This window comes from Pedococcus sp. (genome assembly GCF_036554925.1).
Taxonomy (GTDB): domain Bacteria; phylum Actinomycetota; class Actinomycetes; order Actinomycetales; family Dermatophilaceae; genus Pedococcus_A.
This window is the reverse complement of the sequence record NZ_DATBMI010000019.1, coordinates 1-21745: the sequence shown is the minus strand read 5'-3', so window position 1 is coordinate 21745 and position 21745 is coordinate 1. Positions and strand designations below refer to the sequence as shown.

General features: G+C 72.0%; 13 protein-coding genes. 11 read left to right on the top strand and 2 right to left on the bottom strand.

Annotation, left to right across the window (positions count from 1 at the left end; all coding sequences use genetic code 11):
• Positions 1-4: 4 nt before the first annotated feature.
• The 10 genes from VIB11_RS01445 (at position 5) to VIB11_RS01400 (ending at position 19080) form a co-directional block, all read left to right on the top strand.
• On the top strand, positions 5-721 hold the full coding sequence (locus VIB11_RS01445; RefSeq protein WP_332027660.1) for a hypothetical protein: 717 nt from the start codon (positions 5-7) through the stop codon (positions 719-721).
• A gap of 5 nt (positions 722-726) precedes the next feature.
• Positions 727-7080 carry an Ig-like domain-containing protein gene (locus tag VIB11_RS01440; RefSeq protein WP_332027659.1) on the top strand — a complete coding sequence of 2118 codons (6354 nt, stop codon included), beginning with the start codon at positions 727-729 and terminating at the stop codon, positions 7078-7080.
• A 94-nt stretch (positions 7081-7174) separates the two neighbouring features.
• Complete coding sequence (locus VIB11_RS01435; RefSeq protein WP_332027657.1) at positions 7175-8143, top strand: MoxR family ATPase; 969 nt, start codon at positions 7175-7177, stop codon at positions 8141-8143.
• A 2-nt stretch (positions 8144-8145) separates the two neighbouring features.
• The gene (locus VIB11_RS01430; RefSeq protein ID WP_332027655.1) at positions 8146-9531 is read left to right on the top strand and encodes a DUF58 domain-containing protein; all 1386 of its coding nucleotides are present in this window, start codon (positions 8146-8148) and stop codon (positions 9529-9531) included.
• Entirely contained in the window at positions 9528-11951 is a 2424-nt protein-coding gene (locus VIB11_RS01425) for a transglutaminase-like domain-containing protein (RefSeq protein WP_332027653.1), read from the top strand. The genes VIB11_RS01430 and VIB11_RS01425 overlap by 4 nt, the downstream gene beginning before the upstream one ends.
• The gene (locus tag VIB11_RS01420; protein ID WP_332027650.1) at positions 11948-16480 is read left to right on the top strand and encodes an FtsK/SpoIIIE domain-containing protein; all 4533 of its coding nucleotides are present in this window, start codon (positions 11948-11950) and stop codon (positions 16478-16480) included. Before VIB11_RS01425 ends, VIB11_RS01420 begins: the two co-directional genes overlap by 4 nt.
• A gap of 108 nt (positions 16481-16588) precedes the next feature.
• Positions 16589-16855: a WXG100 family type VII secretion target gene (locus VIB11_RS01415; protein ID WP_332027648.1), complete on the top strand. Its 267-nt coding sequence runs from the start codon at positions 16589-16591 to the stop codon at positions 16853-16855.
• A gap of 70 nt (positions 16856-16925) precedes the next feature.
• On the top strand, positions 16926-17228 hold the full coding sequence (locus tag VIB11_RS01410) for a WXG100 family type VII secretion target (RefSeq protein ID WP_332027646.1): 303 nt from the start codon (positions 16926-16928) through the stop codon (positions 17226-17228).
• Between the two features lie 118 nt (positions 17229-17346).
• Positions 17347-18579 (top strand): hypothetical protein, encoded by a 1233-nt coding sequence (locus tag VIB11_RS01405; RefSeq protein WP_332027644.1) that lies wholly within the window; start codon positions 17347-17349, stop codon positions 18577-18579.
• Between the two features lie 24 nt (positions 18580-18603).
• The gene (locus tag VIB11_RS01400) at positions 18604-19080 is read left to right on the top strand and encodes a hypothetical protein (protein ID WP_332027642.1); all 477 of its coding nucleotides are present in this window, start codon (positions 18604-18606) and stop codon (positions 19078-19080) included.
• Between the two features lie 91 nt (positions 19081-19171).
• Here the strand turns inward: VIB11_RS01400 and VIB11_RS01395 are convergent, their stop codons facing one another.
• Entirely contained in the window at positions 19172-20251 is a 1080-nt protein-coding gene (locus VIB11_RS01395; RefSeq protein ID WP_332027640.1) for an inositol-3-phosphate synthase, read from the bottom strand.
• A gap of 12 nt (positions 20252-20263) precedes the next feature.
• Entirely contained in the window at positions 20264-20884 is a 621-nt protein-coding gene (locus VIB11_RS01390; RefSeq protein ID WP_332027638.1) for a PadR family transcriptional regulator, read from the bottom strand.
• A 271-nt stretch (positions 20885-21155) separates the two neighbouring features.
• Here VIB11_RS01390 and VIB11_RS01385 point away from each other — a divergent pair.
• Positions 21156-21745 (top strand): biosynthetic peptidoglycan transglycosylase (locus tag VIB11_RS01385; protein WP_332027636.1); only part of this gene is annotated, 590 nt, incomplete at its 3' end.

The window sequence follows — 21745 nt, the reverse complement described above, 5'->3', positions numbered from 1 at the left end:
CGGTGTGGGGGTGACCATCGAGTTCTGCGGTGAGCGGTTCACCGCCCACCCGGAGCGGCCGTTGACGATCGGCCGCTCCGGCGACGTGGAGATCGACGACAACCCCTACCTGCACCGCACCTTCCTGCACGTCGTCCAGGACGGCGGGCTGTGGTGGCTGGCCAACGTCGGCTCCACGCTCACCGCCACGGTGGCCGACCAGAAGGGGCTGTTCCAGGCCTGGCTCTCGCCCGGTGCCCGGGTGCCGCTGGCGCTCGAGCGGTTCACGGTGTGGTTCACGGCCGGCCCGACGACCTACGACTTCGAGGTCGTCGTGGACGCGCCGGCCTTCGCCAGCGTGGCCACCGATGCGGAGGAGGACGACCGCACGGGGGAGACCACCGTGGGCCGGGTGTCCTTCACCCCGGACCAGAAGCTGCTCATGGTCGCCCTCTGCGAGGGCTTCCTGAGCAGGACGTATGCCGGGTCCGGCCAGATCCCGTCGTCGGCGGACGCCGCCGCGCGGCTGGGCTGGAAGGTCACAAAATTCAACCGAAAGCTGGACAACGTCTGTCAAAAACTTGCGGATGCTGGTACTCGTGGTCTGCACGGGGGGCCGGGGAAGCTCGCCAGCAACCGCAAGGCGCGGCTCGTGGAGCACGCACTGTCGACGAGGTTGGTCACCGAGGCCGACCTCGCACTGCTGGACGCGAACGTCGGCGTTGAGGACGAGGGGAAGTAGAACTGGTGAGTCCGGTGTCGAACCGGAAGGTGGGGGTTGCCTCTGCGCTGGCCGTGGCCGTGGCCGCGTCCAGCCTGACCTTCTTCGCGGTGACGTCCAAGGGTGAGACGGTCCATGAGGCCGACCTCAACGACGGTGGGGTGTGGGTCAGCTCCGCCAAGAACGCGAGCTTCGCCCGCGTCAACAAGGCGGTCGGCCAGTTCGACGCGGGGGTCAAGGCCAACACCACGGCCGACTCGCCGCTCGACGTCGTCCAGGACGGCAGCGCCGTGGCCGGGCTGTCCGTCGGCTCGAACCAGCTCCTGCCCATCGACACGCGTACGGGGCGGCTCGACGAGGCCGCGGCGGTGAGCTACCCCCCACCCTCGGCGGCCACCAACCTCGAGACCTTCGTGCCCCGCACCGTCGACCTGCGCGGGGGCACTGTGGCCATGGTCGACCCCAAGACCGGGAAGCTGTGGGCGCAGCGGGTCGACACCCGCTCCGGCATCGCCGGCTTCGAGGGCCTGTCCGCGGCCGCGAAGCCCCTGGCCCAGGTCGGCGCCGTGGCGGCCGTGGCCGTCGACGTCCGCGGCGGGGTGCACGCCGTCTCCGGCGCGACCGGCAAGGTCGTCTCGCTCGCCCCGACGGCCACGGGCTTCGAGAAGCCGGCCACCACCAGGATCGGGCTCCAGACCAAGGCCGTCGACATCACGGCCGTGGGCGACCGGTGGGTCGTCTACGACCCCGCCCGCGACGAGGTGTTCGCGGAGGGCGTGGGCAAGCCGGTCAACGCCGGGGTGTCGCGGGAGGAGGGCTCGCTGGCGTATGCCGCGCTGCAGCAGCCCGGGCCGGCCACCGACGACGTGGCCGTCCAGGGCCGCGACCGGGTCACCCTGGTCGGGCTCGACGGCGGAGGGCCCACGCAGGGCGGGGTGGAGATCGTCGACGAGGGCGCCGCCGAGGGCGAGCGCCCCATGGTGTCGCGGCCACTGCGGCTCGGTCCCTGCCTGCACGCGGCCTGGGCCGCGCCGACCAAGGCGTACTACAACGTCAACTGCGGCCGTGAGCAGCCCGCGGTGGCGGTGACGATCGAGCGCATCGCCACGACGGCGCTCCGTGACGGGGTCACCCTGCGCACCAACCGCCGCCTGGTCGTCCTCAACGACCTCGACGGCGGGGAGGTCTGGGACCTCGACAGCAAGCCGGTCAAGATCGACGAGTGGGACTCCCTCATCCCGCCGCCGCAGACCGAGGACAAGAACAAGAAGAAGGACGAGAACCTCATCGACGAGGCGTCCCAGGCGCAGCCGCCCAAGGCCGAGCCGGACGACCTCAAGGCCCGTCCCGGGCGCACGTCGAAGCTGCACGTGCTCGACAACGACACCGACTCCACCGGCGCGATCCTCGCGATCAACCCCGACGACGTGGGCCCGCCCGACCTCCAGGGCGTGGCGGTCAGCGTGGCCGCCGACGGACAGAGCGTGGACGTGTCGATCCCCAAGGACCCCGCGCGCCAGTCCTTCTCCTTCAAGTACAAGGTCAACAACGGCACGGCACCGGAGAAGTCCGAGGCGACCGTGCGGGTGACCCTCGCGAGCGAGCAGGAGAACACCCCGCCGCAGCTGCGCCCGGGCCCGGCCAAGCTGGCCAACACGCAGTACCCGGTCAACCAGGGCAAGCTCCTCCCGGTGCAGGTCATCGGCGACTGGCGTGACCGCGAGAGCGACACGGTCACCGTGCAGGCCACCGAGCAGGGCAGCTCGGTCGACGGCCTCGGCCGCCTCAGCGTGCTGGCACCGCAGAAGAGCGGTCCCCAGACCGTCGGGTACGCCGTGAGCGACGGCCGGGAGCAGACCCCCGGCCGGGTCAACCTGCAGGTCCTCGACAACACCGACCGGTTCCGCGCCCCCGCGACCCAGCCCGACGTCGTGCGCGGCGTCGTCGGCAAGCCGCTGCAGATCGAGCCGCTCGGCAACGACGTGGCCGGTGCCGACCCCAGCGAGCCGGACGCCACCATGCGGCTGTCGCGGGCCGTTCCGCCGCAGGGCCCGCTCTCCGTCGACACCAACCTCGACACCGGCGTGGTCACCATCACGGGGTCGGCGGAGGGCACCTACGAGCTGACGTACGGCGCCCAGGTCGGCGCCGGGGTCGCGGCCGGCCGCATCCGGGTCGACCTCGAGGCCAGCCCCGACCCGGACGCCCCGCCGGTGGCCGTGCCCGACTCGGCGACCCTGCGGGACCAGACCCCCGTCCTCACCGACGTCCTCGCCAACGACTACAGCCCCCGGGCCGATGTGCTCGTGACCCGCAGCGTCAAGGTCGAGAGCGACAGCGCCTGGCTGCGCCCGTCCATCTACAAGGGACGCTGGGTGCGCATCGAGGCCCTCGAGCCGGCGACGGCCGGGGCGCGTCCGCGCAGCGGCTCGGTCACCTACACGGTGAGCGACGGCACGAAGGCGACCACCGGCCAGATCTCCGTCTCGCAGCGCCCGGCCCTCGAGGGGGCCCTGCCCATCGTCCAGGACGACACCGCGGTCGTACGCGCCCAGGACTCCGTGACCATCCCGGTGATGGACAACGACAGCATGGCCGAGGGCATCCCGCTCGTCCTCGACCCGGGCAGCGTGAAGGTGCTCAACGGTCCGGATGTCGCGTTCGCGTCGGGCAACGTCATCCGGTACGTGCCCCGGGACCGCAACCCGAAGGTCGAGCAGGTGCGCGTCATCGAGTACGCCGTCTACCCGATCGGCATGCGCGACCGGGCCCAGACCGGCCGGGCCAGCGTCACCGTCAAGCCGCTGCCCACGCCGACGACGCAGAACCAGCCGCCGACCGCCCGCAGCTTCTCCGCCAGCGTCGTGGCCGGCGAGCCGCTGAGCATCACGGTCCCGGTCTCCGGAGTCGATGCCGACGGTGACAGCGTGACGGTGCAGGGGATCGTCGGCGAGGAGGGCGACACCGTCGACCTCTCCCTCGGCCGGGTGACGTCCTTCGGCGCGTCGACGATCAAGTACGAGGCCTACCCGCGGTCGGCCGGCACCGAGGTGCTGCACTACCAGGTGGCCGACCGCTTCGGCGCCACCAGCACCGGGTTCGTGCGGATCGGGGTGGTCCAGCCCGGGGACCCGCAGCCGCCGGTGGCGGTCGAGGACGAGGTGCGGGCGGCGCCGGGCAAGCGCGTCACCGTCGACGTCACCGAGAACGACCTGATCGCCCGGGGCGACGCCGTGGACCTCGAGTACGAGGAGCTCAACGACAAGGCCGAGCTGGCCACGTGGAGGATCGACCGCCAGAACACCTACTTCTCCACCACCGTCCAGGCTCCCGACCGGGGCGTCCAGCACCTGACGTACGGCATCACCAACGGCCTCTTCGACCCTTCGCGTGCGTCCGTGACCGTCGTGCCGACGCCCGGTCACAAGAACCCCCCGATCGCGGTCGACGACGTGGCGAAGCCCAGGCCCGACGAGGCCACGACCCTCGTCGACGTCACGGCCAACGACCGGGACATCGACGGCGACCGGTCGCAGCTGAAGGTCACCGACGTGCTCTCGCCCGAGGGCAGCGTCGAGGGCAACCAGGTGCGGGTGCGTGTCCTGGACCACCCCCACACCGTCCCGTACGTCATCACTGACGAGGACGGCCAGAAGGCGATGGCCCTGGTCTACGTGCCGACCGGCAGCGACGGGGCCCCCTTCGTGGTCAGCGGCGCGCTCATCGAGATGGACAAGGACTCCAGCAAGGGCGTCAAGCTCGCGGACTACGTGAAGTCGCCGCGTGCCCGGGTCGTCGGCATCACCACCCGCGAGACGATCAGCGCCTCCCCGCGCGAGCACCTCACCGCGGAGGCCGACGGCAAGGACGGCCTCACCCTCACCTCTGCCAACGGATACGTCGGGCCGGCCGCGGTCATGCTCGAGGTCAGCGACCAGGAGACCTTGGACCAGAAGGACTTCCGGACGGCCTACGTCTCCATCCCGGTCCAGATCGGCCCCAAGGTGCCGCTGCTGCGGTGCCCCGACTACGCCGTGACGGTCAACGCGGCCGGCCGGGCCCGGGACATCGACATCCCGACCCTCTGTCACGCTTGGCTGCCGCCGGGGATGACCCTAGACGACGTGGCCTTCGACGCCCGCTGGGAGCCCGAGCCCGAGGGTGTCGAGCTGCGGCAGTCCGGTGCCGGCCAGCGCACGGTGTCGGTCAGCGCGGGACGCGACGCGCCCACGAGCACGAACGGGCGCATCCGGATCCAGGCCCGCGGCGCCGACGAGGTCTCGCACATCAGGGTCTCGGTCATCGGCCTGGAGGGCGACGCGGCGGCGGTCTCGACGAACGGCGACAACCCCGCCTCGGTCGGCCCACCGCGCATGCGGCCCTTCTCGGTGACCGGCCTCAAGGCCGGCTCGTCGCAGACGATCAGCCTCCGCGGCTACCTCGACTCACCGCTGGAGAAGCCGGCCTGCTCCATCGACTCCGCGACCGTGACTTCGGGCAAGGGCCTGAGCGTCAGCCGCAGCGGCTGCAACCTGACGGTCACCGCCTCGGGGGAGGCCAGCGGTCGCGGCACCGTCGACGTCGCGGTCTCCGACGCACCGGGGCGCAGCGCGCCCGGTCGCGGCACGGTCGAGATGCTCGGCAAGCCGGGGGCGCCGACCTCGGTGGTCGCCGTGGCCGACCGGGTCAACGGCGGCACCGCCAGGGTGCGCTGGGTCCCGCCCGCTTACGACGGCGGCAGCCCGATCACGGCCTACACCGTCACCTGGCGTGGCGCCCAGAGCGGAGAGCGACGCTGCACCGCCTCGCCGTGCACCATCGACGGGCTCCAGGACGGCAAGGACTACTGGTTCCGCGTCGGCGCCACCAACGCCGTCGGCGAGGGTCCGGCCAGCCCTGAGTACGGCCCCGTCCAGCCCGACACGCTCCCGAACCCGGTCACCGGGGTGCGGATGACCGGGCGGGGCGACGGGCGGCTGGACATCGCCTGGGACAAGCCGGCACCCAAGGGCAGCGAGATCAAGAGCTACACCGTGCGGGTGACCGACACGGCCGACGGGAGCGTCAAGCAGCAGGACGTCCCCGCCCCCACGCTGCGGGCCACCGTGTCCGGGCTGACCAACAACCACCAGCAGCGCGTGCAGGTCCAGGCGAGGAACTCCCTCGGCCCCGGGCCGTTCGGCCCTGCGGTGACGATGCAGTCGGCCGGGACGCCTCCGGCCGTCGGCAAGCCCACGCTCAGCCCGCGCGGCCCGGGTGCGGCGCAGTCGTCCGAGGCGCTCAAGGTGAGCTGGGGCTCGGTGTCGCCCAACGGGCCCGACCTGACGACGTACACGGTCTACCGCAGGGTCGACGGCGGGGCCTGGTCGCAGCGCACGACCACCTCGCCCGACACGCGCACGTTCACCGACACCATCCCCTACGACGGCCGCACCTACTCCTATGTCGTCACGGCGACGAACGGCGCAGGCAAGGAGTCGCCCAAGAGCAACGCCGCGTCCTTCCGCTCGGTGGCGCCGCCGGTGCAGCCGAGCGCCCCGAGCGTGTCGACACCGTCGAGCAACAAGGGCGCCTCGGTCCGGGTCGCCCTGAAGGACTCGCGCGGCAGCGGTTACGTCCGGCTCGAGTGGCAGACGAATGCCGGGTCCGGCGGGTTCGTCTCGTGTGGCTGCGCCGAGAACGCCACCAAGGCCTTCCCGGTCACCGGCCTCGGCACCAGCCAGCAGCGTCTGCAGGTCCGGGCCTACAACGGGGTCAGCTGGTCGCCGTGGTCGGACTTCAGCAACAGCTACCAGCCGTACGGCGACACCCCCACGCCGACGAACCTGCGCGGCTCGCGCAGCGGGAACGACGTCACCTGGGACTGGAACCTGCCCACCAACGGCCGGCCGATCACCAGGGTCCAGGTCGACGGGTCCGTCAACGCCACCTACAACTCCGCCAGGACCTCCGTGTCGCTGCCGAACCGCGGACCCGGGACCTACCGGCTCCGGGTCAAGGCGTTCTCGGCCGCGGGCGGGTCCGGGTGGACGGGTTATGCCTCGGTGACCATCCCGCCGCCCAACCCGGACGTCTACAACCTCCGCAAGAGCGGGAACCGGTACGTCGACCCGAGCGGCCAGGGCTCGTGCTCGTACTCCCCGGGCTGCTACAAGGTCGTGTTCAACATCCGCGACTTCCCGGCCAACACCAGCTGGCAGGTGAACTGTCGCTCCGACGCGACGGGCTGGCGGACCTCGTCGTCCCCGCTGGTCGTCAACGGCTCCGGCAACGGGTACTCGTGGTCCGGCAGCTGCCTCTACGGCAACAACGTCGGCAACGTGACCGTCCGGCTCGACCGCGGCGGGCAGAGCGTGAGCGGGTCGATGTTCTGGTCATGACCCGCCACCGCGCCTCCCGCCACCACCAGCCGGCCGACCGGCATACCCCATCACCAGACCTGGACCCCGCACCCACGAGAGAGAGCACGCAGCCATGACCGTCACCTCCGACCAGGCCCAGTGGTTCGCCCAGGCGTTCAACCAGATGGTCGCCAACGTCGACCAGGCCGTGCTGGGCAAGCAGCACGTCATCCGCCTGGCGCTGACCTGCATGCTCTCCGAGGGCCACCTGCTCCTCGAGGACTTCCCGGGCACCGGGAAGACCCAGCTCGCGCGGGCGATGGCGAGCACGGTGCAGGGCACCAACAGCCGAGTCCAGTTCACGCCCGACCTGCTCCCGAGCGACGTCACCGGCGTGACGATCTACGACCCCTCGAAGTCGACCTTCGACTTCCACCCGGGCCCGATCTTCGCCAACATCGTCCTCGCCGACGAGATCAACCGCGCCTCGCCGAAGACCCAGTCGGCGCTGCTCGAGGTCATGGAGGAGGGCCGGGTCACCGTCGACGGCGTCCCGCACGAGGTGGGCGACCCGTTCATGGTCATCGCGACCCAGAACCCGATCGAGCAGGCCGGCACCTACCGGCTGCCCGAGGCCCAGCTGGACCGCTTCCTCATGAAGACCTCCCTCGGCTACCCCGACCACGAGGCGACGGTCGCGGTGCTGGCCGACGCCAAGACCCGCGACCGCACCAAGGCCCTGCAGCCCGTGGTGACCTCGAACGTCGTCTCCGACATGGCCGCGCTCGCGGACGAGATCCACGTCGACCCGGCCATCCTCGCCTACGTCTCGCGCATCGCCGAGGAGTCCCGCCGCCACGTCAGCCTCAAGCTGGGCCTGTCGATGCGCGGTTGCCTGGCGTTCGTGCGCTGCGCCAAGACCTGGGCGGCCAGCCAGGGGCGGACCCACGTGATCCCCGACGACGTCAAGCTGCTCGCGAACCCGGTGCTGTGCCACCGCCTGCTGCTGACCGCTGAGGCGCAGTTCGCGAACATCACCGTCGACCAGGTCATCAACCAGATCCTCGCCGAGGTCGCTCCCCCCGCCGAGCGAGTCGCCTGAGCATGAGCGCCCCCACCCCCACCGCCGAGCAGACGACGCGGCGAGCCGACCTCAAGGGTGCTGCCTCGCGCCGCTCGCCGGGTCGCGGCCGTATGCCGTCGCTGCCCACCATCAGCGTGCCCCGGCCCCGGCTGCCGCAGCCGGTCCGGGACACGGGTGGACGGCTCGGTGGTTCGCTGGGTCCCCGGTGGCAGCGCCTGCGCGAGGGGGCCGCGCCGGTGCTGGGCCCGGTGTCGGGGTTCCTGCGCTGGATCTCCCCGCTGGGCTGGGCGGTGCTGGCGCTCGGCGTGACCGGGTGGGTGGTCGGGGCGGAGCTGGGGTGGGCCGAGTGGCTCATGATCGGCGCCGCGAGCCTGGCGCTCCTCGGCTGCTGCCTGCTGCTGGCGGTCGGTCGGGCCAACGTGTCCATCCGCACGGCCGTCGACCCGGTGCGCGTGACGGTCGGCGAGCCCGCAACGGGCCGGATCGAGGTGACCAACCGGTCCCGTCGCGGGATGCTGCCGCTGCTCGTCGAGCTGCCGGTGGGCGTCTCGGCAGCCCGGTTCACCCTCCCGACGCTGGGCGCCGGAAAGGCCCACGAGGAGCTCTTCGTCGTGCCCACCAGCCGTCGCGGCGTGATCCCCGTCGGCCCTGCGAAGACGGTGCAGGGCGACCCCCTCGGCCTGGTCCGGCGCACGGTGCGCTGGACCGAGGTGACCGAGCTGTTCGTCCACCCGCGGACCATCTCGCTCGAGAGCATCGGGGCGGGGCTGCTGCGCGACCTCGAGGGCGAGACGACGCAGGACCTCTCGATGTCCGACCTGGCCTTCCACGCGCTGCGGGAGTACCAGCCCGGCGACGACCGCCGCTACATCCACTGGCGCTCCTCGGCGAAGGCGGGCCGCCTCCTCGTGCGCCAGTTCCTCGACACCCGGCGCTCCCACCTCACGATGGTGATCGACGCAGACCCGGCGTCCTACTCCGACGGCGAGGACGACGTCGAGACCGGCATCTCGGCGGCGGCCTCCCTCGCCGTGCGGGCGATCATGGACGAGCAGGACACCACCGTCGTCTCCCGCCGTGAGAAGGCATCCCGCACCACGGGCTCGCTCACCCTCGACGCGCTCGCCCGGGTCGAGCTCGGCCCGCAGGACCTGTTCGCGCTGACCGGCGAGGCGTTCGCCCTCGCTCCGGACACGTCGATCGCCTTCCTCATCACCGGTGCCCACCGACCCTTCATCGAGGTCCAGAGGGCCCTCGGCCAGTTCGAGACGGAGGTCCACAAGGTCGTGCTGACCGTCGACGCGAGGGAGCGGGTGGGCGTCAAGCACGTGGCCGGCCTGACCCTGCTCACCATCCGGGAGCTCGACGACCTGCGGGCCGTGCTCGTGAGCGGGCTGATGACGTGAGCGCCTCCAGCACACCGCTCGCCCCGCCGCGCGCGAGCATGCTCCGGACCCAGCCGACCGCGCGCGACCGGATGCGCGGCGGCCTGGGCGCCCTCGTGCCCACACGCCACGACCTCGTCGACCTCGGCTTCGCGGCCGCTCTCGTGGGCGTCGCCCTGGTGGGTTTCCGCACCGGGTTCTTCGGCTGGGAGTGGGTCGTCGCCGCGGGCGGAGGGCTCCTCCTCGGCCTGGCGATCGCCCACGTCACCACGGCGTTCCGCCTCCCGGCGGTCGTGGGTCTGGTGGGGGCCGCCGCCGCCTACTTCCTCGTGGGCGGCCCGCTCGCCGTCCGCGGTGACCTCATCGCAGGGGTCGTCCCGAGCGGCCAGACGTTCCAGGACCTCGCCCACACCCTGGTCCACGGGTGGAAGCGGCTCGTCACCATGCTTCCCCCGGTCGACGCCATCGGCCCGCTGCTGGCCCTGCCGCTCATCGTGGGTCTCCTCGGCGGTGCGGTCACCTACGCGGTGGCCCGTCGGTGGTCCAGCCCGTATGCCGTGGCGTTGGCGCCGCTGGCGCTGCTCGGGCTGGGGATCGTGCTGGGCACGCTCGAGCCGGCCGGGCTGCTGGTGCAGGGCGCCGTCTTCGCACTGCTGGTGATCGGCTGGATGGTCGTGCGGGCGTCGCGGAACCGTCCGCCCCTGCAGAACGGCGCCGGTCGGAGCGCCCGGGCCGGCATCGCGGTGGCCCTGCTCGCCGCGGCCGGGCTCGCCGGCTACGCGGCCGGGCCGCTGCTGCCGGGCGCCGACGAGGACGCGCGGGTGGTGGCCCGGGCTGCCGTGACACCGCCCTTCGACGTCGCCGCGTTCCCGAGTCCCCTCGCCGGTTTCCGCCGGTACACCGAGCCCAACGTGGCGAACCTGTGGGAACAGGAGCTGCTGCGCGTGGAGGGCCTCCCGGAGGGCACCCCGCTGCGCTTCGCCACGCTCGACGCCTACGACGGTGCCGTGTGGGGCGCGTCCAACCGGGCCAACAACGGTGCCCAGCAGCCGGGCGCTGCCTTCCAGCAGGTGGGCTCCCGCGTGGCCGTGCGCGGTGACGGGCAGCCCGCGCGAGCCCGGATCACCGTCCCCGAGGGCGGCTACCGGGACGTCTGGCTGCCCACGGCCGGCACCGTCGCGGGTGTCGCCTTCGACGGTCGCCGTGCCGAGGACCTCGCCTCTCGGCTGTGGCTCAACGTCGACACCGGCACCGCGATCGTCCCGGACCGGCTCGCCGCAGGTGACTCCTACACCCTCGACGTGCTGCTCCCGGAGGTGCCGGAGCAGCTCCCCGAGTCGCTCACCACCGACTCCGGCTCCCTCACGGACAGCGTCGACCTCGGCTTCCTCGATGCCAAGGTCGACGCCTGGACCGGCGAGGCAGGTGACCCCTGGAGCCAGCTCCTCGCCGTGGCCCGCACCATGCAGTCCGACGGCACCTACACCGACGGCGGGGAGCCCAACAGCCAGGAGCGCAACTACCTTCCGGGCCACAGCCGGGGCCGGCTCGGCCGCTTCGTCGGCACGACCCAGCTCGCCGGCAACGACGAGCAGTACGCCGCGACGCTGGCCCTGGTCGCCAACCGGCTCGGGGTGCCCGCACGCGTCGTGATGGGCGCCATCACACCCGGCGACGGAGTGGTCGAGGGGAAGGACGTCCACGCCTGGGTCGAGGTGCGGGACACGACGGGCACGTGGGTGCCCCTGCTGCCCCGTGACTTCATGCCCGACCGCAACAAGCAGCCGAACCCGCTGCAGTCCAAGAGCGAGCAGCAGAAGGTGGGGGCGCTCGTCCCGCCGCCCGCCGGCGTGAACCCGCCGAGCGTGCTGCAGGGCCCGGACCAGGCGCAGAACGCCACGAACCTGAAGAAGCCGCCGAAGAAGCTCTTCGACCCCGCGGCGTGGCCGTGGTGGCTGCGGGTCCTCGTCTTCTACGTCCTCCTGCCGGCGGCCGCGCTGTTGGCCCTCTACTGGGTGATCCGCGGGCTCAAGGCCTGGCGTCGGCGTCGCCACGCGACCCGCGGACCGACCACGGCGCGGATCGCCTGGGCCTGGGCCGACCTGATGGCGGCAGCCCGCTCCTACGGACACGCCCCGCCGCGCCGGGCCACCCGGCTGGAGCAGGCCCACGCCCTCGGCGGGCGGGCCGGCACCCACGCCCTCGCCGCCGCCGCGAACGCCCACGTGTTCGGCCCCGGCGAGCCGACCCCGGACGACGCCCAGGAGTACTGGGACTCGACCAACGTGGCCCGCGGTCGCCTCCGCTCGGACGCCGACCAGTGGCGCCGCCTGCGGGCCGACCTCGACCTGCGGCCGCTGTTCGCCAGGGGCCCGGCCCGCCCGGGCCCGACCCGAGCCACCCGCACCCTGCGGCTGACCCGAAGGGCAACTGCCTCGTGAAGCTGAAGTTCACGCTCCGCTCGGGCGAGGTCGACACCGACCTCGCGGCCACGGTCGACGGGACAACCACGGTCGGCCAGCTCGCCGAGTACCTCCTGCTCGCCGACCCCGCCCGGGCCGGCAGCCCCGCACCGGAGGGGCTGCACGACCTGACCCTCTCCCTCGTCGACGAGGACTACCGCGCGCTCGACGGCCGGGCCACCCTCGCGGAGGCGGGACTGCGCTCGGGCGCCCACGTCGCGGTCACCCGCCGCTCGGGCGGCTACGCCGACCGTTCCCGAGAGGTCGCCACCGCCCTCGTGACGGCGGGCCCCGACGCCGGCCGCCAGGTGCCCCTGAGTCCCGGCACGGCATACATCGGCCGCGGACGCGGCTGCGAGGTGCAGGTGGGCGACGCGTCGGTCTCGCGGCGCCACGCCAAGCTGCTCGTCACCGACGTCGCCGAGGTCATCGACCTCGGGTCCTCCAACGGCGTCATCATCGGCGGCGAGCAGGTCGACCGCGCCCTGCTCAAGAGCGGCGACCGCTTCCAGCTCGGCGAGACCGAGATCGAGATCCGGATGCTGGCCGGGTCGACCGGCCTGGTCGCCTCGCGCGGTGTCACCCAGCCGTTCTCGCGCTCGCCGCGCATCGCCCCGCTCTACCGGGGCCGCGAGTGGCCGGTGCCGGAGCTGCCGGAGCGGCCCAAGCCGGAGCGGATGCCCTGGCTGAGCGCCTTCGCGCCGGCCCTCTTCGGCGTCGTCATGGCCGTCGCGCTCGACAACCTGCTGTTCCTGCTGTTCATCATGCTCAGCCCGGTGATGCTCTTCGCGCACTACTTCGAGTCCCGGCGGCACGCACGCCAGGACTACGAGGAGGCGATGGAGCACTTCCGCGAGGACCTCGACACGATGGTCGACGCGCTGCGCGAGGAGCAGGCCCGCGAGGTCGAGGGACGTCTCGCGGAGCACCCGTCGTCGGCGACCGCGAGCGAGGCGGTCGTCCAGGGCTCACCGCTGATGTGGACCCGACGACCGTCCGACCCCGGTTTCCTGGAGTTCCGCCTGGGCCTGGGCAGCATGCCCTCGCGCAACCTCATGACGATGCCCCAGCTCGGCCGCTCCCGCGCGGAGGCCTGGCTCGAGGCGTCCCGGGCCATCGACGGTCTCGGCCACGTCGAGGACGTCCCGGTCACCGCCGTGCCCCTGCGGTCAGGCGCCCTGGGCGTCTCGGGGCCGCGCGCCCGCTCGCTCGAGGCGGCTCGCGCCGTGGTCATGCAGGCCGTCGGGCTGCACTCCCCGGCCGACCTCGTCCTCACCGCCTTCGCCTCACCCGCCTCGGCCCGCGACTGGGACTGGCTGAAGTGGGTTCCGCACACCGCCTCCCCGCACAGCCCGCTCGGGGCGCGCCACCTGGCCGGCAGCGGGCCGGCCTGTGTCTCCCTCCTCACCGAGCTCGAGGAGCTCATCGGCACCGGCCCCGAGGGATCCCCCGACGCAGCGGTGCCCGCCGAGGCGTCGCCGGCCCACCCGGCGGCCGGTGAGACCGGGAAGCCGCACACCCCGCCGGCCATGCCGGCCGACCGCCCCCTCGTCCTCGTGGTCGTCGAGGACGACGCCCCCGTCGAGCGCAGCCGGCTCGTGCAGCTCGCCGAGCGCGGCTGGAGCAAGGGCGTCGTCGTCCTGTGGGTCGCACCCTCGACGCCGCTGCTTCCCGCCGCCTGCCGCACGTTCGTCGAGCTCGGGCCCGACCCGGCCGAGGACACCGTGGGCTACGTCGGCGAGGCCGTGGTCCGCACGCCGGTGGCCACCGACACCGTGCCGACCCAGCTCGTCGACGCCGCCGCCCGCCGGATGGCGCCGATGGTCGACTCGGGTGTGCCGGTCGAGGACGACAGCGACCTGCCGCGCTCGGTCTCCTTCCTCACGCTCGTCGGCAGCGAGCTCGCCGACACCCCCGACGCCGTGATCGAGCGCTGGGGGGAGAGCCGCTCCATCCTCACCGGCCCGTATGCCGCCCAGGCACGGCAGCGCGCCAAGCCGGGCAACCTGCGGGCCGTGGTCGGGCAGTCCGCCCAGGGCGCCTTCTCCATCGACCTGCGTGCCGACGGCCCGCACGCCCTCGTGGGCGGGACGACCGGAGCCGGCAAGTCCGAGCTGCTCCAGGCCTGGATCCTCGGCATGGCCGTCGCCCACTCGCCGCAGCGGCTCACCTTCCTCCTCGTCGACTACAAGGGTGGCTCGGCCTTCCGGGACTGCGTCAACCTGCCGCACACGGTCGGCCTGGTCACCGACCTCTCCCCGCACCTCGTCCGCCGTGCGCTGGCGTCGTTGTCCGCGGAGCTGCGCCACCGCGAGCACATCCTCGCCAAGTACAAGGCGAAGGACCTCGTCGAGCTCGAGCGCCGGGGCGAGGTCGCCGCCCCGCCGAGCCTCGTCATCGTCGTCGACGAGTTCGCCGCCCTCGTGCAGGAGGTTCCGGAGTTCGTCGACGGCGTCGTCAACGTGGCGCAGCGCGGCCGCTCGCTCGGCCTGCACCTCATCCTCGCGACGCAGCGTCCTGCCGGCGTCATCAAGGACAACCTGCGCGCCAACACCAACCTGCGCATGGCCCTGCGGATGGCGGACGAGGCGGACAGCGAGGACGTGCTCGGGACCACCGCCGCCGCCTACTTCGACCCGGCCCTGCCGGGCCGAGCGGTGTCCAAGTCCGGACCGGGTCGCCTCACCCCCTTCCAGACCGGGTATGCCGGTGGCTGGACCTCCGATGAGGCGCCCCCACCCGAGCTGCACGTCGAGACGCTCGGGTTCGGCGCCGGCACGCCGTGGGAGCTCCCCGTCCCGGAGGAGCACCACGACGCCCCCGACCTCGGGCCCACCGACATCCAGCGCATCGTCAAGCAGATCGACGCGGCGCACCTCACCGCGGAGCTGCCGATCCCGCGCAAGCCCTGGCTCCCCGAGATGGCGCCGGTCTACGAGCTGGCCGAGCTGCCCACGGCACGCCGCGACGACGAGCTGGTCTTCGGGGTGAGCGACGACCCGGACACCCAGACCCAGCCCGCGATCAGCTTCCGCCCGGACATCGAGGGGAACCTCGCGGTCTACGGCGCCAGCGGCTCCGGCAAGAGCGCCTTCCTGCGGTCGATCGCCGTGGCGGCGGGCTTCACGGTCCGTGGCGGGCCGTGCCACGTCTACGGCCTGGACTTCGGCAACCGCGGTCTGGCCATGCTCGAGGGTCTGCCCCACGTCGGCAGCATCATCTACGGCGGCGACCACGAGCGGCTGGTCCGACTGCTGACCATGCTGCGCGAGACCATCGACGACCGAGCCCTGCGCTACTCCCAGCACAGCGCCGCGACCATCACCGACTACCGCAGGCTCGCCGGGCGCCCCGACGAGCCCCGCATCCTGGTGCTCGTCGACGGCCTGGCCGCCTTCGCCCAGGCCTACGACCACGGCCCGGGCCAGAAGTGGATCGACGAGCTCACCTCGATCGCCGCGGACGGCCGCCCGGTCGGTGTGCACCTCGTCGTCACCGTCGACCAGCGCAGCGGCATGTGGGGTGCACTGTCGTCGGCGGTCCAGCAGCGCATCGTCCTGAGGATGGCCTCCGTCGACGACTACCTCAGCCTCGACGTGCCGTCGGACATCCTCAGCCTCTCCTCGCCCCCGGGCCGCGCGATCGTGCACGGCCGGGAGGTGCAGATCGCCGTCCTCGGCGGGTCGGCCGAGGGCACGGCGCAGGCTCGCGCCATCACCGCCTTCGGTGATGCCGTGCGCCGGGCCGGCGGGTCCCAGGCGCCGGCGATCCGATCCCTGCCGGAGCGGGTCGACCTCGCCGACCTGCCGTCGACCGACGCGCAGGGCCGGCCGGTGGTCGGCTTGTCGTCGACCACGCTGCGGCCGGTCGGGTTCGCCCTGCGCGGTGCCCACATGGTGCTGGGGCCCTCGGGCAGTGGCCGCACGACGACGGTGCAGACCATGGTGCAGGCCGCGCTGCGCGCCAGGCCGGGGATGCGGGCGTGGCTGTTCAGCCCGCGCAAGTCCGCGCTGACCCGCGCCGACGGGCTGTGGGCCGGCGTGGCCGTCGGCGCGACCGCGTGCGAGGAGGCCGCGGAGCGGCTGCGCCCCCAGGTCGACGAGGCAGGGGACGACGGCGCGTCGATGCTCGTCGTCATCGAGCGGACGCAGGACCTCGACAACAGCGGCTGCGAGGACGCCCTCGCCGACCTCGTCCGCGACCTGGTGAACTCGGAACAGGTCGTGGTCGCCGAGGCCGACTCGTCGTTCTTCAACTCCAGCTACGGCCTGGCCGGGGTGTTCCGCGGTGGCCGCTCGGGGATCTCGCTGCAGCCGAACGGCGATGACTCGCAGGCCTTCTCGGTCGACTACCGCGGCGTCAGCGCGGAGCAGGTGCTGGAGGGGCGGGGCTACCTCGTCACCCGCGGCACGCCAGAGCTCATTCAGGTGGCAATGCCAGTTCCGTTGCCGGGCAACGGGTCTGGGCATCCACGGATGGGGGACCGCATCCCGGAGCACACGGGGTAGCGGGGCAGGGGAGTGCTCCCCATTGTCGTCTCAGGGGGCCGCTCGTAGGTTGTTCACATCAAGGGAACCAGATGCGTGAGAACGCGTCCGAGAGAAAGCAGGGAAACGATGGCTGGACTGAACCCGGCGGTGTGCCGAGCACAGGCCGAGGTCCTGGAGAACCAGGCGCAGAAGATCAAGTCGATCCGGGCCAACATCGACGGCCTGGTCGAGGAGCTCAAGCAGCACTGGTGGGGGCCGGACTCGAAGCAGTTCGCGCAGCAGTGGGAGGGCTCGCACAAGGCGGAGCTGACCAAGGTGCACACCCAGCTGCAGAAGGTCGTCCAGGACGTGCGCCAGAACATCAAGCAGCAGGAGAGCGCGTCGGGTCACTGACCCAGCGTTCCCACCAGCTCGCACCTGCAGGACCCACACAGACTCGTTCGACCAAGCAGAGGAGAAAGACATGTTGGCACCCGGAGAGGGCGGCGGCAGCGGCCAGTACACCCACGGCATGGACGTCGCGAAGGTCGAGGACATCCTGACCCGGCTCGCGAAGGCCAAGAAGGACCTTGCCGAGGTCCAGACCAAGGCGGACGGCGCAGCCCGCAAGCTGGGGTCGAACTGGGGCGGCCCGGACGCCTCGCAGTTCCAGGCCGAGTGGCCCAAGCACTCCAACCAGATCGACAGCGCCGTGCGGTCGCTCGAGACCATGGAGAAGGCCGCCCGCAAGGACGTCCAGGAGCAGCGCCAGGCCTCCAAGGCCTGAGCGGCACCCAAGGGGCACAAGGGTGGGCGGGGCCGCTGACAGCGGGCCCGCCCACCGGCCGGCTGGCAGAGCCCAGCCGGCCCCGCAGAGCTGAGCGAGACGAGGGAGAGGAGGAGCCATGGCCGAACCGCAGGGGGGGAAGTACACCCACGGCATGGACGTGGAGCGGGTGCGCGACATCGCGTCCCGCCTGGGCCAGGCCCAGCGGGAGCTGAGCGCCGCCAGGAACGCGTCGGATGACGCCGTGCGGCTGCTGAGGGAACAGTGGTCCGGCGAGGACAGCGCGGCGTTCGCCAAGCGGTGGCCCCACCTCCAGGGGGTGCTCGACACCCAGGTCGGCGAGCTGAAGAGCCTCGTCCGTGCGCTGCAGACGCACGTCACCGACCAGGAGCGGGCGTCCGGCATCCGAGGTGGCGGCGGGGGCCAGGACGGCCAGGACGGCCCCGGCGGCCCCGGCGGCCCGAAGGCCCCCGACGGTCTCGGACGCGGCGGCCCTCGCCAGCCCGACCTCGACGGCCCCGGCCTCGAGGGCCAGGACACGCCGAACCGGACCGAGGAGACCACCGACACCTCACCGCGGCACCGAGACAACAGCAACACCACCCGCACCGACAGCGAGACCCGCTACACGAGCGACGACGGCCTGGCGCGCGAGCGCGGTCACCGGTGGGAGACCACCTGGACCAGGACCGACGCGGATGGCGACGGCACCCCGGACTCCATCGAGGACAACGACGGCGACGGCACCCCGGACAGCCAGGAGGGCGAGCACCGGGCCGAGCAGCGGGGCCCCACCACCGAGGTGAAGGGCATCCTCTGGGAGGACGAGAAGGAGCTGTGGGAGGCGTCCTACTCCAGCCACACCCTGGGTGACGAGAAGGGCAACCACGCCAAGGTCGACTTCCTGTCCACCGAGGGCAAGGCCGAGGGGGAGGTGTCCATCGGCCGCGACGGCCTGGCCGCGGCCGGGACCGTCACCGCGGCGGCCTACCTCGCCCACGCCAGCGGCCAGTACTCCACGAGCTTCGGCACCCAGGCCAAGGGCGAGGCCTACGTCGGCGGCGAGGCCAACGCCAACGCCGGGGTCTCGCTCGGCACCGACGGGCTGAAGGCCAGTGCCGGCGGCGAGGCCTTCGTCGGCGGCAAGGCCGAGGCCCAGATCGCCCAGGACCTCGGGCCGGTCGACGTCGGCGTCGGTGGCGAGATCTCCTACGGAGTCGGCGTCCACGCCGAGGGCGACGTGGCCTTCTCGACCGACGAGGTGGGTGTCTCGCTCGACATCGGCGCCACCCTCGGCATCGGCGGCGGCGTGTCCGTCGACGTCGGCTTCGACCCCACCTTCTGGAACTGACCGGCAAGCGGAAAGGCCTGACAGATGAGCACCCTGACATTCCCCAGCGAGCGCTTCCCGGCACCCCCGTCCGTGAGCCTGGACATCCCGGAGGACTGGGAGCCGGTGTCGGTGCCCGCGGTGGCGCTCGCCGCCCGCGAGACCGGCGAGCACACCGAGTTCACGCCCAACGTGATCGTGCGAGTCGGCACCCGGCCCGGGCTCGACCAGCCGGCCGACGCCCTGATGGAGCTCGCCGGATCGCTCGAGGGGCGTCCCAACGCCACGATCGGGACCCCGGAGCCGGTCGAGGTCGGCGGCACGTCGTTCCACCGCTGCGAGGTGTCGTGGTCCGACCCGCGCGGCGTGGCGATCACCCAGGTGCACCTCTTCGCGGGCCTGCCCCGGGAGGACGGCCTGCAGGACTTCGTCCACGTGACCGGGTCGGTGGGCGGCTCGTCGGCCGAGGCCGACCTCCCCCAGGTGGAGAAGATCCTCGACTCGGTCAGCGTCACCCGCTAGTCGGCCCACGCCGTCGCACCGGGCACGGACAGCGGTATGCCGCCCGCTCGAGGCGAGCGGGCGGCATACCGGACGTGCTGGGAGGCGCTGGTCAGCGCTCCTCGGTGCCGGCGATGAAGGCCTCGAGCCTCGCGCGGCCCTCGGTGTCCTCGCGCTGCACGGGCGGGGACTTCATCAGGTAGGACGAGGCGGAGATCAGGGCGCCGCCGATGCCGCGGTCCTTGGCGATCTTCGCCGCCCGGATGGCGTCGATGATGATGCCGGCCGAGTTGGGGGAGTCCCAGACCTCGAGCTTGTACTCGAGGTTCAGCGGCACGTCGCCGAAGGCGCGACCCTCGAGGCGGACGTACGCCCACTTGCGGTCGTCGAGCCACGCGACGTAGTCGGACGGGCCGATGTGGACGTTCCTCTCGCCCAGCTCGTGCTCGAGGTTGGAGGTGACGGCCTGGGTCTTCGAGATCTTCTTGGACTCGAGGCGGTCGCGCTCGAGCATGTTCTTGAAGTCCATGTTGCCGCCGACGTTCAGCTGGTACGTGCGGTCGAGCTGCACTCCGCGGTCCTCGAACAGCTTGGCCATCACGCGGTGGGTGATGGTCGCGCCGACCTGGGACTTGATGTCGTCGCCGATGATCGGCACACCGGCGGCCTCGAACTTCGCGGCCCACTCGGGGTCGGAGGCGATGAAGACGGGCAGGGCGTTGACGAAGGCCACGCCCGCGTCGATGGCGCACTGCGCGTAGTACTTGTCGGCCTCCTCCGAGCCCACGGGCAGGTAGGAGACGAGGACGTCGACCCGGGCGTCCTTGAGGGCCTGCACGATGTCGACCGGCTCGGCGGAGGACTCCTCGATGGTGAGGCGGTAGTACTTGCCCAGGCCGTCCTTGGTGTGGCCGCGCTGGACGGTCACACCGGTGGTGGGCACGTCGGCGATCTTGATGGTGTTGTTCTCCGAGGAGTTGATCGCCTCGGCGAGGTCCTTGCCGACCTTCTTGTCGTCGACGTCGAACGCAGCGACGAACTCGACGTCCTTGACGTGGTACTCGCCGAACTGGACGTGCATCAGACCAGGGACGGTGCCCGACGGGTCAGCGTCCTTGTAGTACTCGACTCCCTGCACCAGCGAGCTGGCGCAGTTGCCGACGCCAACGATGGCGACGCGCACGGATCCCATGGTGGTTCTCCTTCATTCCTGTGGGGTGTCGGGTGGTGTCCCCGTGGTGGTGGTGCCAGCGCTCGCTCCCCGCTGGGGGAGGTTGCGCTCGGCGCTGATGAGCTCGGTGAGCCAGCGGACCTCGCGCTCGGTGGAGTCGAGGCCGTGGCGTTGGAGCTCGGCGGTGTAGGCATCGAGGCGCTCACGGCTCTTGGCCGCCGTCGCGCGGATGTTCGCGAGGCGCTCCTCGAGCCGGCTGCGGCGGCCCTCGAGGATGCGCAGGCGGACCTCGGCCTCGGTGCGGGCGAAGAAGGCGAAGCGGACGTCGAAGGTGTCGTCCTCCCACGCCGTCGGGCCGGCGGCCTTGGCCAGCTCCTGGAAGCGCTCCTTGCCCTCGGCCGTCAGCTCGTAGACGATGCGCGCCCGTTTGCTGCCGGCGGTGCCGGTGCCGGGCGCGTCGGGCCCGGTCGCCTCGGTGATCCAGCCCTTCTCGAGCAGGGCACGCAGGCAGGGGTAGAGGGTGCCGTAGGAGAGAGCCCGGAAGGCACCCAGAGCGGCGTTGAGCCGCTTGCGCAGCTCGTAGCCGTGCATCGGCGACTCGTGGAGGAGGCCGAGCACCGCGAACTCGAGCAGTTCGGTGCGACGAGCGCTCATGCGGGCCTCCTCTCAGGGTCGAGCTGGTGAGGTGACAAACTCGGGCTTTGTCACCTCGCGACCATAACACCGATATATCGGTTCGATACATAGTCTGAGCCGACCAATTTCGACGGAGGGTCCGCCGGCCCGGGCCTCGCGGGGTGATGACGCAGGTCACAGGCGCCTGCGTGGGGGATCGGTCGTTTTAGCACTTTCGCCGTCTCCGGTCATACTTGGGGGCGGTCGTCGCCCGGCGACGGCCAGCCTGTATGCCGATCGAGAAGGTTTGATGAGCGCCCCACGTCCCACGACGCGTGCCCAGGCCAAGGCCCGGCAGGCGCGAGCCAGCAACGCCAAGAAGAAGCCCAACGCCAACGCCCGGCTCTGGGGCAAGCGCCTCGGGTTGGCGGCGCTCGGTGCCGGCCTGCTCGGTGTCCTCGGCTTCTTCGTCGCGTACGCCATGACCGATGTGCCCGAGCCCAACGACCTCGCGGACGCGCAGGCGTCGATCATCTACTACGACGACGGCAAGACCGAGATGGACCGCATCAGCGAGGTCAACCGTGAGTCGGTGCCGCTGTCGAAGATCCCCAAGGCGGTCCAGCAGGCGCACCTCGCCGCCGAGGACCGCAACTTCTACGAGAACTCCGGCATCTCCCCGACCGGCATCGCCCGGGCCGTGTGGGTGGGCCTGCGCGGCGGGCAGACCCAGGGCGGCTCGACCATCACCCAGCAGTACGTCAAGAACTACTTCCTGACCCAGGACCAGACGCTGAGCCGCAAGGCCAAGGAGATCATGATCTCGATCAAGATCGCCAAGCAGAAGTCCAAGGACCAGATCCTCGAGGACTACCTCAACACCATCTACTACGGCCGCGG